The 14,081-nt window shown below is 51.5% G+C and carries 13 protein-coding genes; 8 read left to right on the forward strand and 5 right to left on the reverse strand.

Features of this window, described 5'->3' with window-relative positions; translation table 11 throughout:
* The first annotated feature begins 69 nt into the window (after positions 1-69).
* The 5 genes from AB4876_RS02810 (at position 70) to metF (ending at position 5,163) form a co-directional block, all read left to right on the forward strand.
* Entirely contained in the window at positions 70-1,092 is a 1,023-nt protein-coding gene (locus AB4876_RS02810) for an ArsR/SmtB family transcription factor (protein WP_368380131.1), read from the forward strand.
* Positions 1,093-1,128: 36 nt separating this feature from the next.
* Positions 1,129-2,337 carry a methionine adenosyltransferase gene (metK, locus tag AB4876_RS02815; RefSeq protein WP_368380132.1) on the forward strand — a complete coding sequence of 403 codons (1,209 nt, stop codon included), beginning with the start codon at positions 1,129-1,131 and terminating at the stop codon, positions 2,335-2,337.
* 92 nt (positions 2,338-2,429) lie between these two features.
* Positions 2,430-2,768 (forward strand): four helix bundle protein, encoded by a 339-nt coding sequence (locus AB4876_RS02820; RefSeq protein ID WP_301029432.1) that lies wholly within the window; start codon positions 2,430-2,432, stop codon positions 2,766-2,768.
* 55 nt (positions 2,769-2,823) lie between these two features.
* The gene (ahcY, locus tag AB4876_RS02825) at positions 2,824-4,200 is read left to right on the forward strand and encodes an adenosylhomocysteinase (protein WP_368380133.1); all 1,377 of its coding nucleotides are present in this window, start codon (positions 2,824-2,826) and stop codon (positions 4,198-4,200) included.
* 129 nt (positions 4,201-4,329) lie between these two features.
* Complete coding sequence (metF, locus tag AB4876_RS02830; protein WP_368380134.1) at positions 4,330-5,163, forward strand: methylenetetrahydrofolate reductase [NAD(P)H]; 834 nt, start codon at positions 4,330-4,332, stop codon at positions 5,161-5,163.
* A 62-nt stretch (positions 5,164-5,225) separates the two neighbouring features.
* Here metF and AB4876_RS02835 read toward each other — a convergent pair whose 3' ends face one another.
* From AB4876_RS02835 to AB4876_RS02855, 5 genes are read right to left on the reverse strand one after another with little or no spacing between them, the layout of a single operon-like run.
* Complete coding sequence (locus AB4876_RS02835; protein WP_368380135.1) at positions 5,226-6,074, reverse strand: SDR family oxidoreductase; 849 nt, start codon at positions 6,072-6,074, stop codon at positions 5,226-5,228.
* Between the two features lie 27 nt (positions 6,075-6,101).
* On the reverse strand, positions 6,102-7,271 hold the full coding sequence (locus tag AB4876_RS02840) for an acyl-CoA dehydrogenase family protein (RefSeq protein WP_301029428.1): 1,170 nt from the start codon (positions 7,269-7,271) through the stop codon (positions 6,102-6,104).
* 29 nt (positions 7,272-7,300) lie between these two features.
* Positions 7,301-8,908: an acyl-CoA carboxylase subunit beta gene (locus AB4876_RS02845; RefSeq protein WP_368380136.1), complete on the reverse strand. Its 1,608-nt coding sequence runs from the start codon at positions 8,906-8,908 to the stop codon at positions 7,301-7,303.
* A 41-nt stretch (positions 8,909-8,949) separates the two neighbouring features.
* Positions 8,950-9,438 carry an acyl-CoA carboxylase biotin carboxyl carrier protein subunit gene (locus tag AB4876_RS02850; protein ID WP_301029424.1) on the reverse strand — a complete coding sequence of 163 codons (489 nt, stop codon included), beginning with the start codon at positions 9,436-9,438 and terminating at the stop codon, positions 8,950-8,952.
* 1 nt (position 9,439) lies between these two features.
* On the reverse strand, positions 9,440-10,927 hold the full coding sequence (locus AB4876_RS02855; protein WP_368380137.1) for an acetyl-CoA carboxylase biotin carboxylase subunit: 1,488 nt from the start codon (positions 10,925-10,927) through the stop codon (positions 9,440-9,442).
* Positions 10,928-11,708: 781 nt separating this feature from the next.
* On the opposite strand from AB4876_RS02855, the gene AB4876_RS02860 reads away from it, so the two are divergent.
* The 3 genes from AB4876_RS02860 to AB4876_RS02870 are packed head-to-tail and all read left to right on the forward strand — an operon-like array spanning position 11,709 to position 14,080.
* Entirely contained in the window at positions 11,709-12,509 is an 801-nt protein-coding gene (locus tag AB4876_RS02860) for an SDR family oxidoreductase (RefSeq protein ID WP_368380138.1), read from the forward strand.
* Positions 12,510-12,564: 55 nt separating this feature from the next.
* Positions 12,565-13,356 (forward strand): enoyl-CoA hydratase/isomerase family protein, encoded by a 792-nt coding sequence (locus AB4876_RS02865; protein ID WP_368380139.1) that lies wholly within the window; start codon positions 12,565-12,567, stop codon positions 13,354-13,356.
* Positions 13,357-13,399: 43 nt separating this feature from the next.
* Positions 13,400-14,080 (forward strand): TetR/AcrR family transcriptional regulator, encoded by a 681-nt coding sequence (locus AB4876_RS02870; RefSeq protein ID WP_368380140.1) that lies wholly within the window; start codon positions 13,400-13,402, stop codon positions 14,078-14,080.
* Position 14,081: the final 1 nt, after the last annotated feature.

Genomic DNA, 14,081 nt, shown 5'->3' on the forward strand with positions numbered 1-14,081 from the left:
CGCGCAAGCCGGACAATATCTATATCAATATATTTTGATATAGATAAAAATCCTGCTACACTGCGCGGCATGAACTCAGTGAGCCCACTCAGCACCGCAATAACTGCGAGCAACGATGCCCTATTGCAACTCTGCAAAGCCGGCGGTGATATGCTGCGCCTGCAAGTTTTGCGGGTATTGAGTCGCGACGCCTACTCGGTTCAAGAGCTTTGCCACATTCTCGATTGCCGGCAGTCAGGGATGAGTCACCACCTTAAAACCCTAACCACCGCGGGCTTAATTACCAAGCGCAGAGAAGGCAATAGCCTATTTTATCGGCGCACTTACACCGCCGCGATCGCCGATTTAGCGCCTCTGCACGACGCCCTGCTTAGCAGCGCCGACCTCATGCAGCTAGACCTCGACCAGCAACAGCGCCTGGAGCAAGTCTACGTAGAGCGCGCCGAACGCTCGCGGGCCTTTTTTGCCGAACACGCCAGCGAATTTGGCGAGCAGCAAGAACAGATGGTGGCCTTTAATGTATACGGCCACAGTTGCATGGAATTACTACGCAGCAGCCAACCTCAGGGCGGTGAACTCGCTATTGAGATTGGCCCAGGCGAAGGCGCTTTTTTAGCCGAACTGTCACCTCGCTATGCCAAGGTAGTGGCGGTGGATAATGCCGAGGCCATGCTCAAGCGCGCGGGCGAGTTTGTAAACCAACAGGGCCTTGGCAACGTAGACATGGTGCTAGGCGACAGCCGCGATGCCCAGTTAGCGCCCAATAGTGCCGACTGCGTGGTGTGTAATATGGTGCTACACCACGTGCCTTCGCCGGCCGATATTTTTAAAGACGCCGCGCGCTTATTAAAGCCCGGCGGCTTATTTTGCGTTACCGATTTGTGCCGCCACGATCAAAGCTGGGCCCGTGACGCCTGCGGCGATTTGTGGCTGGGTTTTGAACCCGATGATTTAAGCGAGTGGGCCGTAGCCAGCGGTTTGCAAGACGGCGCCGCCGCCTACCTAGCTCAGCTCAATGGATTTCGCGTACAGGTTCGGCAGTTTATTAAAGCCGAGCCCCACACTTTTCACACCCCGAGCCACAGCGCGTAAAGCCGCGCCGGCCATTAACAAAGGACGATTGCCAATATGTCTGAATACAGTATTTTTACCTCGGAGTCGGTGTCTGAAGGACATCCAGACAAGATGGCCGACCAGATTTCTGACGCTGTGCTCGACGCAATTATCGCCCGCGATAAGCACGCCCGCGTAGCCGTAGAGACCCTAGTAAAAACTGGCATGGCGATTGTTGCCGGTGAAGTGACCACCTCCTGCTATGTCGATTTAGAAGACATCATCCGCGACGTGATCACCGGCATTGGCTACAACAGTTCAGACGTTGGCTTCGACGGCGCCAGCTGCGCGGTATTAAACGCCATCGGCAAGCAGTCGGTAGATATTAACCAAGGTGTTGACCGCGCCCGCCCAGAAGATCAAGGCGCTGGCGACCAAGGCCTAATGTTCGGCTACGCCACCAATGAGACCCCGTCGCTAATGCCTGCGCCGCTGTTTTACTCACACCGCTTAGTAGAGCGCCAAGCTTACTTGCGCAAGAACGGTGTACTGCCGTGGTTGCGCCCCGACGCTAAAAGCCAAGTTACCCTGCGCTATGAGAATGGCCTGCCTGTTGCCGTAGATGCCGTTGTACTGTCTACCCAGCACAACCCAGAAATTTCACAGAAAGACCTGCAAGAAGCCGTGCGCGAAGAAATTATTAAAAACGTGATTCCCGCTGAGCTACTCCACGCTGGCACCCAGTACCACATCAACCCTACCGGCAAATTCGTGATTGGCGGCCCCGTTGGCGATTGCGGCCTGACCGGCCGTAAAATTATTGTAGACACCTACGGCGGCATGGCCCGTCACGGTGGCGGCGCGTTCTCGGGCAAAGACCCCTCAAAAGTTGACCGCAGCGCGGCGTATGCTGGCCGTTATGTTGCCAAAAATATCGTTGCCGCCGGCCTTGCCGACCGCTGTGAAATTCAGGTGAGCTACGCCATTGGTGTTGCCGAACCCACCTCGATTTCGATCAACACCTTTGGCACCGGCAAAGTCAGCGACGCCAAACTGGTTGCCGCCGTACGCGAAGTCTTCGACCTGCGCCCCTACGGCATCACCAAAATGTTGGACTTAGCTCACCCCATGTACCAACCCACCGCCGCCTACGGACACTTTGGCCGCGACCCTTACGAGTTGACCTATAACTTTAAAGAAAACGGCGAAGAGAAATCAGAAACGGCTACGGCGTTTAGCTGGGAGAAAACGGATCGGGCGGAGGCGTTGAAGGCGGCGCTGTAGCGCGGGAGAGGCTGGACGGGAGACGGTATACGCAAAAGCCTAAACCCGCTCAAACTATTTGGAGGGTTGCCATGGAGCGGCGACATATACGAATGGATGTTTGGCAGGACTCTGTCGCGCTGGTTCATCATGTTTATGAATTCAGTGCCGCGTTTCCGCAAGATGAACGATTCGGGCTTATCAGCCAGATGCGACGCTCAGCAATTAGTGTTCCGAGCAATATCGCAGAGGGAGCCGCCCGTGGATCAGACAAAGACTTTTTACGCTTTCTATATATCGCTAGGGGATCCTTAGCAGAATTAGAAACGCAAATAATTATAGCCACACAACTAGGCTATATAAACGAACAAGAGAATTGGCAGCCAGCCCTTGAACGCGTTTTCGCGAAACTGGCGGCACTAATTAACCGACTTAGGGCGAGTACCGAATGAGCGCTTTTGCGTCTCCCGTCTCCCGTCCAGCATTTAGCTTATAGAGGTATACACCATGAGCAACACCTTCACCGATTACAAAGTAGCCGACATATCCCTTGCCGCTTGGGGCCGTAAAGAACTCAGCATTGCCGAAGGCGAAATGCCTGCGCTGATGGCTATGCGTTCAAAATACGGCGCTGACAAACCATTGGCTGGCGCCAAGATTTTGGGTTGTATTCACATGACGATTCAAACTGGGGTTTTGATTGAAACCTTGGTTGAGCTCGGCGCAGAAGTGCGCTGGTCGTCGTGCAACATTTTCTCTACCCAAGACCACGCCGCTGCTGCGATTGCCGCTGCTGGTGTTCCAGTATTTGCTTGGAAAGGCGAAACTGAAGAAGAGTATGAGTGGTGCCTAGAGCAAACTATTTTAAAAGATGGCCAGCCTTGGGAAGCCAATATGGTATTGGATGATGGCGGCGATTTGACTGGCCTGCTTCACCAGAAATACCCGCAGATGATGGACCGCATTCACGGCATCACAGAAGAGACCACTACCGGTGTTCACCGTCTACAAGAAATGATGGCGAAGGGCGAACTAAAAGTACCTGCGATCAACGTTAACGACTCGGTAACCAAGTCTAAAAACGACAACAAATACGGCTGCCGTCACAGCCTGAACGATGCGATCAAGCGCGGCACCGATCACCTGCTGTCTGGTAAGAAAGCGCTGGTTATTGGCTACGGCGATGTGGGTAAAGGTTCTGCAGCATCATTACGCCAAGAAGGCATGATTGTTAAGATCAGCGAAGTCGATCCAATCTGCGCCATGCAAGCCTGCATGGACGGTTACGAAGTGGTTTCACCCTACAACAACGGCGTTAACGACGGCAGCGAAGCCTGTGTTAACACGTTGGTGCTGGGCAACACCGACCTGCTGGTGACCACTACTGGCAACGTCAATGTCTGCGATTCCAATATGCTTAAAGCCCTGAAAAATGGCTGCGTAGTGTGCAATATCGGTCACTTCGACAATGAGATCGACACCGCCTTTATGCGCAAAAACTGGGAGTGGGAAGAAGTTAAACCACAGGTACACTTGGTTTACCGCAACAAGGCCGCTAACGATCACTTGATTCTCTTGTCAGAAGGCCGCTTGGTTAACCTTGGCAACGCCACTGGTCACCCAAGCCGCATCATGGACGGTTCTTTTGCCAACCAAGTGCTGGCGCAGATACACCTGTATGCACTGCGTTTTGCCGACTTAGCACCAGAGCAAAAAGCCGCCGCCATTACCGTAGAAGTACTGCCCAAGAAACTGGATGAAGAAGTTGCCGCCCACATGGTTGCCGGTTTCGGCGGTGTACTGACCCAGCTCAGTAAAACTCAGGCAGACTACATCGGCGTGCCCGTTGAAGGACCGTTTAAGCCAGAGAGTTATAAATACTAAGGCGGCAGACGCTTTACGGGAGACGGAAAACGCAAAGTCGTAGCGTCTCCATCTCTCGTCCAGCATTTAGCCTAGCAGCTTTAATAAATACGGAAAGCTCGAAGCTTCCAACACACTACGGATTACATCATGGCAAACCGATATAGCTTTGAATTCTTCCCGCCTAAAACCGAAGCCGGTCGCGAGAAGTTAAAAGACACTCGCAGCCAGTTGGCGGCTTTAAACCCCGAGTTTTTCTCGGTTACTTATGGCGCTGGCGGTTCGACCCGCGACAATACCCGCGGGATTGTTTTAGAAACCAAAAAAGCAGGACTCTCAGTTGCGCCGCATTTGTCTTTTGGTGGCGATGAAGAAGCAGAGATCCTGACCCTGCTCAATGACTACAAAGATGCGGGCATCGACCGCATTGTCGCGCTGCGCGGCGACATTCCCTCGGGCATGGGCGCAACGCGTCAGGTTTACGCCAGAGAGCTGGTCGAGTTTATTCGCAAGCACACCGGCGATCACTTTCAGATTGAAGTAGCGGCGTATCCAGAGGTTCACCCCGATGCCAAAAGCTATCAAGCTGACATCAATTTTTTGAAAAACAAATTGGATGCCGGTGCCAACAGCGCCATCACCCAGTATTTTTTCAATGCCGATGCCTACTTCTACTTTTTAGAAGACTGCGAAAAAGCCGGTATCGAAAAGCCGATTTATCCCGGCATTATGCCCATCACTAATTTTGCCAATCTCGCGCGTTTCTCTCGCAATTGCGGTGCAGATATACCCCGTTGGTTGACCCAAAAATTAGAAGGCTATGGCGACGACCAGCAGAGTATTATTGAATTTGGTACCGAATTCGTCAGCGAGCTATGCCATATTCTGATGGAAGGCGGCGCACCTGGTATTCATTTTTACAGCATGAACCAAGTTGAACCGATTAAGCGCATTGCCGAAGCTGTAATAAGCTCCCACCCATAAAAAAAGGGGCGAGGCTTGCGCCTCACCCCTTTGCCAATTATCAGCCAAAGCTGTGGCAAAACTTATTTAAAATAATCCGGTTTACCCTGCATCCACAAATCTCCCCACAACTGACCACCGCCATCAATGGTGAGCACTTCGCCGGTAATGAAACTGCCGCTAGGGCCACCGAGATACACACAGGCTTGGGCAATATCCCAAGGTGTACCGAAGCGCTTCATAGGGTTGGACTTATCGAACTCGCTCATGGCCTCGGGGCTGTAGGCACCCATGCCTTCGCTGTAAATAACACCAGGGGCAACGCAATTGACGCGAATATTGTATTCCGCCCACTCCACCGCCACGGTTTTTGAAAGGTGTATAACCCCAGCGCGGGCAGCACAGGTGTGAGCGCCGCCGCACATACCTCGCGGCACAACCGCGACAATGTTCACAATGCTGCCCTGCAGGCCACGGTCGCGCCATTGGCGCGCAGCGTGTTGCATCATATACCAGCTGCCATTGAGGTTATTATTAACCACGGCATCCCAGCCGTTTTTAGAGAAGTCGATAGACGATTGGGGGAACTGGCCGCCCGCATTATTAACGAGCACATCGAGGCGACCAAATTCGGCGTATATGGCTTCGTACATCGCCGCAATGCCTTCGTAATCACGAATATCTTGAAGCTTGTAACTCGCCGACAAACCAGCTTCTGTCAATGCCGCAACGGTATCGACGAGCTTCTGCTCGGTGCGTCCAGTAATAATAAGGTGGGCGCCAAGGCGTGCAAACAACCACGCAGTGGCTTTACCAATGCCGCTGCCGCCGCCACTGACCAACACCACTTGGCCCGCAAAAGAGCCCCCGCTAAAAGGCAGCGGGGCAGTGGCAAATTCAGCGTCGCTCGGTACGACCAGCGGCTTTTTCATTAGCAATATCTCAGCCGATTACGACTCTTAACGGAGTAGTTCGCCGGCAATTATCAGTTTACGAACTTCTGTTGTACCGGCACCAATCTCTAATAGCTTAGTGGCGCGGAACAGACGGTTTATTTCAGATTCCCAAATATAACCGCTACCGCCATGTACTTGCACGCCGTCGTCGAGGACTTTGTTCAACGTGTTGGCTACAAACATAATAGCCGCTGCCGTTAGCTTGTGAATCTCGCCACGACCAGCTTCGCCGTGAGCAACGCCTTGGCAGGCAGACAGTGCGCGGTAGGTCATCAGCTTCATGGTTTCAACATTGGCGTACATATCGGCCAAGCGGCTTTGTACCATTTGGAAGCTCGCAATAGGCTTGCCAAATTGCTGACGGGTTTTGGCGTAATCTACCGACAATTCCAATGCCCGCTCGGCAATACCGACACAAATTGGATTAATCATGGCGCGTTCAAGATCCAGACCGCTCATGACAACGCGGTGGCCCTGACCTAATTCGCCCACGATATTTTCTGCAGGTACGCGGCACTCTTCAAAAACCAATTCCGCAGTTTGGCTGCCACGGAAACCCATTTTGGTGAGTTTCTGTGCAACTTTAAAACCAGGGAAATCTTTCTCTACCAAAAATGCAGTGATACCTTTTGAGCCTGCGTCTTTTTCGGTTTTTGCATAAACCAACAACACGTCGGCAACGGGGCCGTTAGTGATGTAAATTTTGCTGCCGTTCAACACATAGTGATCGCCGTCTTGACGGGCAGTGGTGCGCATAGAACCGAGTGCGTCAGAACCTGCACCAGGCTCAGTCAAACCCAAAGCGCCAATCTTGGTACCGGCGCAGACATCTGGCAGGTATTTCTTTTTCAGAAACTCGCTAGCGTTTGCATAAATATTATTGGCGAACAAATTGTCGTGAACTACCCAGCTCAAACCTAGCGCGTGGTTCCAGCGCGAGAACGCCTGGGCGATAACGCCGCAAGACAAGAAGTCCATGCCGGCGCCGCCGTACTCAGGCGCAACAGTAACGCCCAACAGGCCGAGTTCGCCTAATTTTGGAAACAGCTCAGACGGCCACCACTCTTCATTGTCCATACGCTCAGCTAATGGATACAACATATCCTTAGCAATACGGTCGGCGTGGTCTAGCAGGCCTTGATGCTCTTCACCTAATTCAAATAAATTTGTCATGACTATTCCTCAATTCTTAGCAAACGCGCTTAGATGCGCAATACGCCGTAACGCGGATCTTCAATCGGTGCATTCATCGCGGTGGCAATCGCCATACCCAGTGCATTGCGGGTATCGGCTGGATCAATAATGCCGTCATCCCAAATTAACGATGAAGTGTAGTAAGCGCTACTTTGATGCTCGTAGTCGTCAGTCACATCGCTGTAAATTTTGGCGCGCTCTTCATCGCTGAGGGTTTTACCTTCGCGCTCAAGCTGCGTGGTTTTAATGGTCGCCAAAGTTTTTGCTGCTTGCTCGCCACCCATTACCGAAATTTCGCTATTGGGCCAGCTGAACAAGAAGCGGCTGTCAAAGGCACGACCACACATGCCGTAGTTACCAGCGCCGTAAGAGCCATTGGTCATAATAGTGAACTTAGGCACTTCGCTACCCGCTTGCACCATGATCATTTTGGCGCCGTCTTTGGTAATACCTTCGCGCTCGTATTCGCGACCAACCATATAACCGGTGATATTCTGCAAGAACACCAGCGGCGTTTTATTCTGGTTACACAGCTGAATAAAGTGCGACGCCTTTTTAGAGCTGTCGTTAAACAGAATACCGTTGTTGCCGATAATGCCGACTTTATAACCCCAGATATGCGCAAAGCCGCAGATCAAGGTTTTGCCGTAGGCGGGCTGGTATTCATGGAAACGGCTGCCATCGACTACACGGGCAATCACTTCCATCATGTCGAACTGAGTTTTGATATTGGCTGGGATAATGCCGTACAACTCTTTAGGGTCGTAATACGGTGCTTCCGGCGCCTGCTGCTGGGCATCCCATTTTTTCTTTTTGCTCCACTGGGCAACGATCTCGCGACCAATGGCAATGGCTTCTTCTTCGGTGTCTGCGGGGTAATCGCAGGTGCCACTTACAGAGGTGTGCATGTCTGCACCGCCCAGCTCTTCAACCGTGACTTCTTCGCCGGTTGCCGCTTTAACTAATGGCGGCCCACCGAGGAATACTGCGCCGGTGCCGCGAACAATTACGCTGTAATCACTTAAGGCCGGTACATAAGCACCACCCGCGGTGCAGTGACCAAATACCAAGGACAGCTGCTTGCAACCCATTTTGCTAAGAATGGCTTGGTTGCGGAAAATACGACCAGCAAAATATTTGTCGCCAAACAGTTCAGACTGCAGCGGCAAGAAACCACCGGCGCTGTCGCACAAGTGAATAACGGGCAGGTGATTCTCAATGGCGATATCCATGGCGCGAACAATCTTTTTGATTGTCATTGGATACCAAGCGCCACCTTTTACCGTGCTGTCGTTGGCGTGAATCAATACTTCACGGCCACAGACAATACCAATACCGGTGATGCAGCTTGCCGATGGCGAATCGCCGTCGTAGTGCTCGCCCGCCGCCAAGGTAGACAGTTCCAAAAATGGCGTGCCTGGATCGAGCAGCATTTCTAAACGCTCGCGCGGTAACATTTTACCTTGGCGCGCCAAGCGGTCTAAATCCCGCTGGGGACGCTCGTGGCGAGCGGCGTTTTGGCGGCGATGAAACTCGCCCAAACGCGCTTCGTTAGCTTTAAGGTTTTCTTGGTACTCTGGCGAGTTAATGTTAACTCGCGATTGAATTCTACGCATGGCGATAGTCCAGCCGATATCAATGAATGTCAGAAGTGAATTTATTCGCTCTCAATTTCAACAAGAACATCGTCTTTGTTGAATTCGGAACCTTCACTCACGTGTATACGTCCAACAACGCCGTCACAGGCCGCTCTAACGGTCGATTGTAATTTCATACTTTCGATAGTCAGTAATTTATCGCCTTCAACGACTGTGTCGCCTTCGGCAACCAGCACTTCAACCACAACGCCAGGCATTGGTGCGCTAATAGCACCGGCACCAGCGCTGGCGCCGGAGGCCGCAGCGCGAGGATCAACAGCGGTAACCTTAAAATAATGGCTAGCCATTTTGATATAGATGTCGTCACCGTCACGAGCAACCCAAGACTCATAGCTGCGCCCGTCTAGCGTTAAGGTGCAACGTCCTTCGCGGCCGTGATCAAAAACAACGCGGCAATTCTGCTCGCCAATGGCCAAAATAAGTTCATCGGCCATGCTGCGCGGCGCAACTTTAACCAGCTCTTCGCCAATTTTGAATGTGTATCTCAACTCAGTTTCTCCATTCTTTCATGAGGCGGTATGGATAAGGCACTTCATCCATCATTGCCACAAATTGACGATCACTCAGCGCGGCCGTAGCTAATACAGCGGTTTGCAAATCGGCACTCAGCGCATCTGGCCCAAGGTCAGCCGCGTGGTCTTTGATAAAACCAGTATTCGTCTCGCCAGCAATAAATGCGGGGTGACGAAGCAGGCGGCCAAGGTAATCTGAATTAGTCTCAACACCGAGTAATACAAACTGCTCTAGCGCCTCACCGGCACGAGCAATTGCGGCATCGCGATCTTCAGCGTGAACAATGAGTTTGGCGATCATGGAGTCAAAGGCGGTACCGACTTTTTGACCTTCGTAACTGCCACTGTCAAAGCGCATGCCTTCGCCAACTGGCGGACGTAACATGAGGACCTTACCCGCAGCAGGCGCAAAGTCGTCGTCGGGAATTTCTGCGCAAATACGACACTCAATAGCATGACCGACCTGCTTAATCTCTTCTTGGCGGTAGCTCAGGGGGTGGCCCATTGCGATCCGCACTTGCTCCGCAACCAGATCAACACCAGTAACCATTTCGGTAATGGGGTGCTCTACCTGAATACGGGTATTCATTTCCAAGAAGTAGTAATCGCCATTAGGGGCGAAAATAAACTCGATGGTACCGGCACCGGTGTAATTGGTTGCCTTGGCGATACCCACGGCTGATTCGCAAATATCTTTGCGCAGCTCTGGGGTCAGTGCGGGGGAAGGCGTCTCTTCAATTACCTTTTGGAAACGACGCTGAATCGAGCACTCGCGCTCCCATAAATGTACGCAATTGCCGTGCTCATCGCCCAATACCTGCACTTCGATATGGCGCGGGCTCTCGATGTAGCGCTCTGCGTATACACGCGGATCACCAAAGTAACGCTGGGCTTCTACTTTTGCGGTCGCAACGATGTCACGCAAGCCGTCGGCTTCGCGAACAATCTGCATACCTTTACCACCGCCGCCAGCAGAGGCTTTAATCAAAACTGGGAAGCCAATTTCGATAATGCTGGCAATCAGCTTGTCTTCGTCGCCATCATCTATAACTGAAGGCGCGATAGGGAAACCGCGCTCGGCAACAAAGTCGCGCGAGCCAATTTTGTCGCCCATCAAGTTCATCACTTCTGGGCGCGGCCCTATAAAGCAAACACCCGCGGCGTCTAGCGCGCGAACAAAAGCCGCGTTCTCAGCCAAAAAGCCATAACCAGGATGCACCGCATCGACGCCGTGTGTTTTGCACAGCTCAACAATCTGCGGAATATCAAGGTAAGCGCTGACCGGTGTATCGCCAAAGACCTCAAAGGCCTCGTCGGCAAAACTGAGCGCAGGGCTTTCAATTTCTTGACGATGATAGAGAACAGCAGAAGGCAGCCCAAGATCCTTGAGCGTGCGCAGAATCCGCATCGCAATTTCGCCACGGTTGGCGACAAGTACTTTTTTGAAACTTCGTACAGCAGACATTGAATTTTCCAGTGTGCTTAGTTGATATTAATATTTATACCTTACAATTGAGTCATACTCAATAGCAAGCATTTACATTGCTCACAACAAACTCTAAAAAAAGCGCTACAAAGCCTGAGGCGCAGCAGCATAATCCTTAAAAACCAACAACTTAGCCCCTATCAAGCGATTATTGACCAGCGCTCAAAAAATATAACAAATGACGCTCAAAACCGGCTTATTAACTGCGACACAATAGCGACCGACAAAAAAAGGGGGGCGACACAGCCGCACACCCCTTTATAAAAATCGTCCTTCAAACGAACACCTAACCTCTTCCGCACGCCGGCGTAAAAAACCCCGCTCCTAAAAACGGGGAAAAATCGCACCTGGAAGGGTACTACTAAAAACCACTGCACAGAGCCAAGACCCTGCCGCACAGCAATAGTGAAAACACAGCACTATTGAGCAAGAGTTAATATAGACAATATTGACCCCCAAATCAATATTTGTGTACCACCCCCTATACAGCCAAACTAGCGACATAAAGATGACGCATCTCAAAATGTCGAAAGCAACGCCATATATCGGCTAAAGCACAGCGAAATAGCGCACAAACTCCTCAATAAGAATTTTTTACAAGGGCCAACCTCAAGCACCGTCACTGCAAATATCAACTCATAAAGCTTATAGAGCGCGGCCTTCAAGCTGGATTTTACGCTTTAGCTGACGTACTATTAAAATTGAGCCATACTCAATTAAAAGATAAACAACCCTTACAGACCGTAAAAGGAAGGCCCCAGTGTTTAACGAAAATACCCTTACAGGAAAAGTCGCATTTATCTCTGGCGGCACCAGCGGCATCAACCTTGGCATTGCCAAATCCATGGCAAAACACGGCGCAAAAATCAGCGTAGTTGGCCGTGACATTGAGAAGGCCAATAAAGCAGCCGCCGAAATTACTGCGATTAGCGGACTAGAGACACTGGCCTTTAGCGCCGACGTTCGCGACTACGACGCTATTAATGAAGCCATAAAAGCCACCGTTGCTAAATTTGGCAGCCTCGACATTGTTATTGCTGGCGCTGCGGGCAACTTCTTTGCCCCCGCAGTCAATATTAGCCCCAACGGTTTTAAAACCATTGTCGACATCGACCTTATCGGTAGCTATCACGTATTCCGTGCCGCCTACGATCACTGCAACAAGCCTGGCGCTAGCTTCATTGCCATCACTGCACCACAAGCGGTTAATCCAACGCCACTGCAAACCCATGTGTGCGCTGCGAAAGCTGGGGTTAACGCCATGCTCAAAACCTTAGCAATGGAATGGGGCCCAGCGGGCATTCGCGTTAATGGTATTTCACCTGGCTTAACCGCCGAAACCGAAGGCCTAACCCGCCTATTTGCCACCGACCCAGCCGCTGGCGAAAAATTAGTAGGCGCACTTCCCACCCGCTACCTCGGTTCGGTTGAGGACATCGGCAGTGCCGCTATTTATTTGAGCAGTGATCTTGGCAAATACGTTACCGGTACTATTTTCGATATCGATGGTGGCTACCAGCTCGGCGACGCCAGCATAGATTGCGTAACACCACGCCGCTAAGCCAATTTTTGAGCGCGCGGACAAATGGCAATACCTAACGAGTCGGAGCAAGTACATGATTGAAATTAGCGACCAGCAACACGTTCGCACTATCGCCCTGAATGAGCCCGCCTCGTTCAATAGTATTACCGAAGAATCGGCCAACGCCTTACTCGACGCCCTGCGCAATGCTGTCGCCAGCGACACAGTGCGCGCAGTGTTATTAACCGGCAACGGTAAATTTTTCTGCGCGGGCGGCAATCTTAAGAACTTTATGGCTCAGCAAGGCCCCCTCGACACCTACGTTAATAAGGCAATTGAAGAGACCTATAATCCGCTGGCCAACTATATGATGAATATGCCCATTCCGCTCATTTCTGCGGTAAATGGTCCAGCAATTGGCGCCGGCGTTGGCTTGGCACTGAATTGCGACATTGTACTGGCCGCCAAATCTGCCTATTTCTCCCTGCCCTTTGTGCCCAAGCTGGGCGTTGTTCCCGACATGGGTTGCTCATGGCTGGTGAGCAGAGGCCTGAATTACAATCAAGCTTTAGCCATGTGCTTAACCGGCGACTCACTCAGCGCCGACGATGCCGCGCGGGCGGGAATGATCTGGAAAAGTATTGACGATAGCGAGCTGATGACAGAAGCTTCTGCACTGGCAGCCAATTTAGCCAAACTATCCTCTGGAGCTGTTCGGAGGACCAAAGAGTCACTACGCGCCGCTTACCAAAATAGTTTTAATGAGCAGCTCCTGCTAGAGCAAAAATTGCAGACCGAAAGTTTCGGTGGCAAGGCCTTTCAGGAAGGGCTCAATGCCTTTCGCGAACGTCGAGAAGCAGATTTTATAGCCAATGGCGATGAGTGATAACACCGCAGGCGTCGCGCCCAGAGCGAGAGAAAAGTACATAGTGAGCAAAGTAAAAAAGCCTAGCACCCGCACGCGACTTTCGCGGGAGCAACGCGAATCCGAGATTATTAGCGCGGCGCGACAAGTCTTTATCAATCGCGGCTATGAAATTGCCACCATTGCAGAAATTGCCGACGTGGTGGGCGTAGTCGAAGGTACTGTGCTCCATTACTTTAAAAGCAAACGCGCCTTAATGGCCAAAGTAATCGAAAATTTCTATGAAGAGATCACTCTCGCCATGGAAACTGGGGTTGCTGCCATCAGCGGTTCACAGAATAAGTTACGCTATATTATTCATACCCATATGTCGTTTTTACACAATAACAGCGACCTCTGCACCGTGATTCTCAACGAGTCTCGCGGTTCGCATACCGAGCTCCTTGAAAAGGTGCACAACTTCAATCGTCGCTACACCAATGTTGTTATCAACGTAGTGCGCGAGGGCAAAGAAAATGGCGAGATTGACGAAGCGGTATCGCCAATCCTCATTCGCAATGTGGTCTTTGGCGCGATAGAGCACTATCTTTGGGACATCGTCTCGGGCACCACACGCGAAGACAGCAATGTTATTGCCGAACAACTCACTCACTTGGTATTCAACGGCATTGTGAACAGCGCCGATGATTCACGCAGCGAGATCAATCACCTCATTCTGAAATTAAACAAATTAATCGACGAGTAAC

The organism is Zhongshania guokunii, assembly GCF_040892635.1.
Taxonomy (GTDB): Bacteria; Pseudomonadota; Gammaproteobacteria; order Pseudomonadales; family Spongiibacteraceae; genus Spongiibacter; species Spongiibacter guokunii.

Coding starts and splice junctions, on each gene's coding strand:
- AB4876_RS02810 (WP_368380131.1), top strand. CDS start 70: ATGAACTCAGTGAGCCCACTCAGCACCGCAATAACTGCGAGCAACGAT.
- metK (WP_368380132.1), top strand. CDS start 1,129: ATGTCTGAATACAGTATTTTTACCTCGGAGTCGGTGTCTGAAGGACAT.
- AB4876_RS02820 (WP_301029432.1), top strand. CDS start 2,430: ATGGATGTTTGGCAGGACTCTGTCGCGCTGGTTCATCATGTTTATGAA.
- ahcY (WP_368380133.1), top strand. CDS start 2,824: ATGAGCAACACCTTCACCGATTACAAAGTAGCCGACATATCCCTTGCC.
- metF (WP_368380134.1), top strand. CDS start 4,330: ATGGCAAACCGATATAGCTTTGAATTCTTCCCGCCTAAAACCGAAGCC.
- AB4876_RS02835 (WP_368380135.1), bottom strand. CDS start 6,074: ATGAAAAAGCCGCTGGTCGTACCGAGCGACGCTGAATTTGCCACTGCC.
- AB4876_RS02840 (WP_301029428.1), bottom strand. CDS start 7,271: ATGACAAATTTATTTGAATTAGGTGAAGAGCATCAAGGCCTGCTAGAC.
- AB4876_RS02845 (WP_368380136.1), bottom strand. CDS start 8,908: ATGCGTAGAATTCAATCGCGAGTTAACATTAACTCGCCAGAGTACCAA.
- AB4876_RS02855 (WP_368380137.1), bottom strand. CDS start 10,927: ATGTCTGCTGTACGAAGTTTCAAAAAAGTACTTGTCGCCAACCGTGGC.
- AB4876_RS02865 (WP_368380139.1), top strand. CDS start 12,565: ATGATTGAAATTAGCGACCAGCAACACGTTCGCACTATCGCCCTGAAT.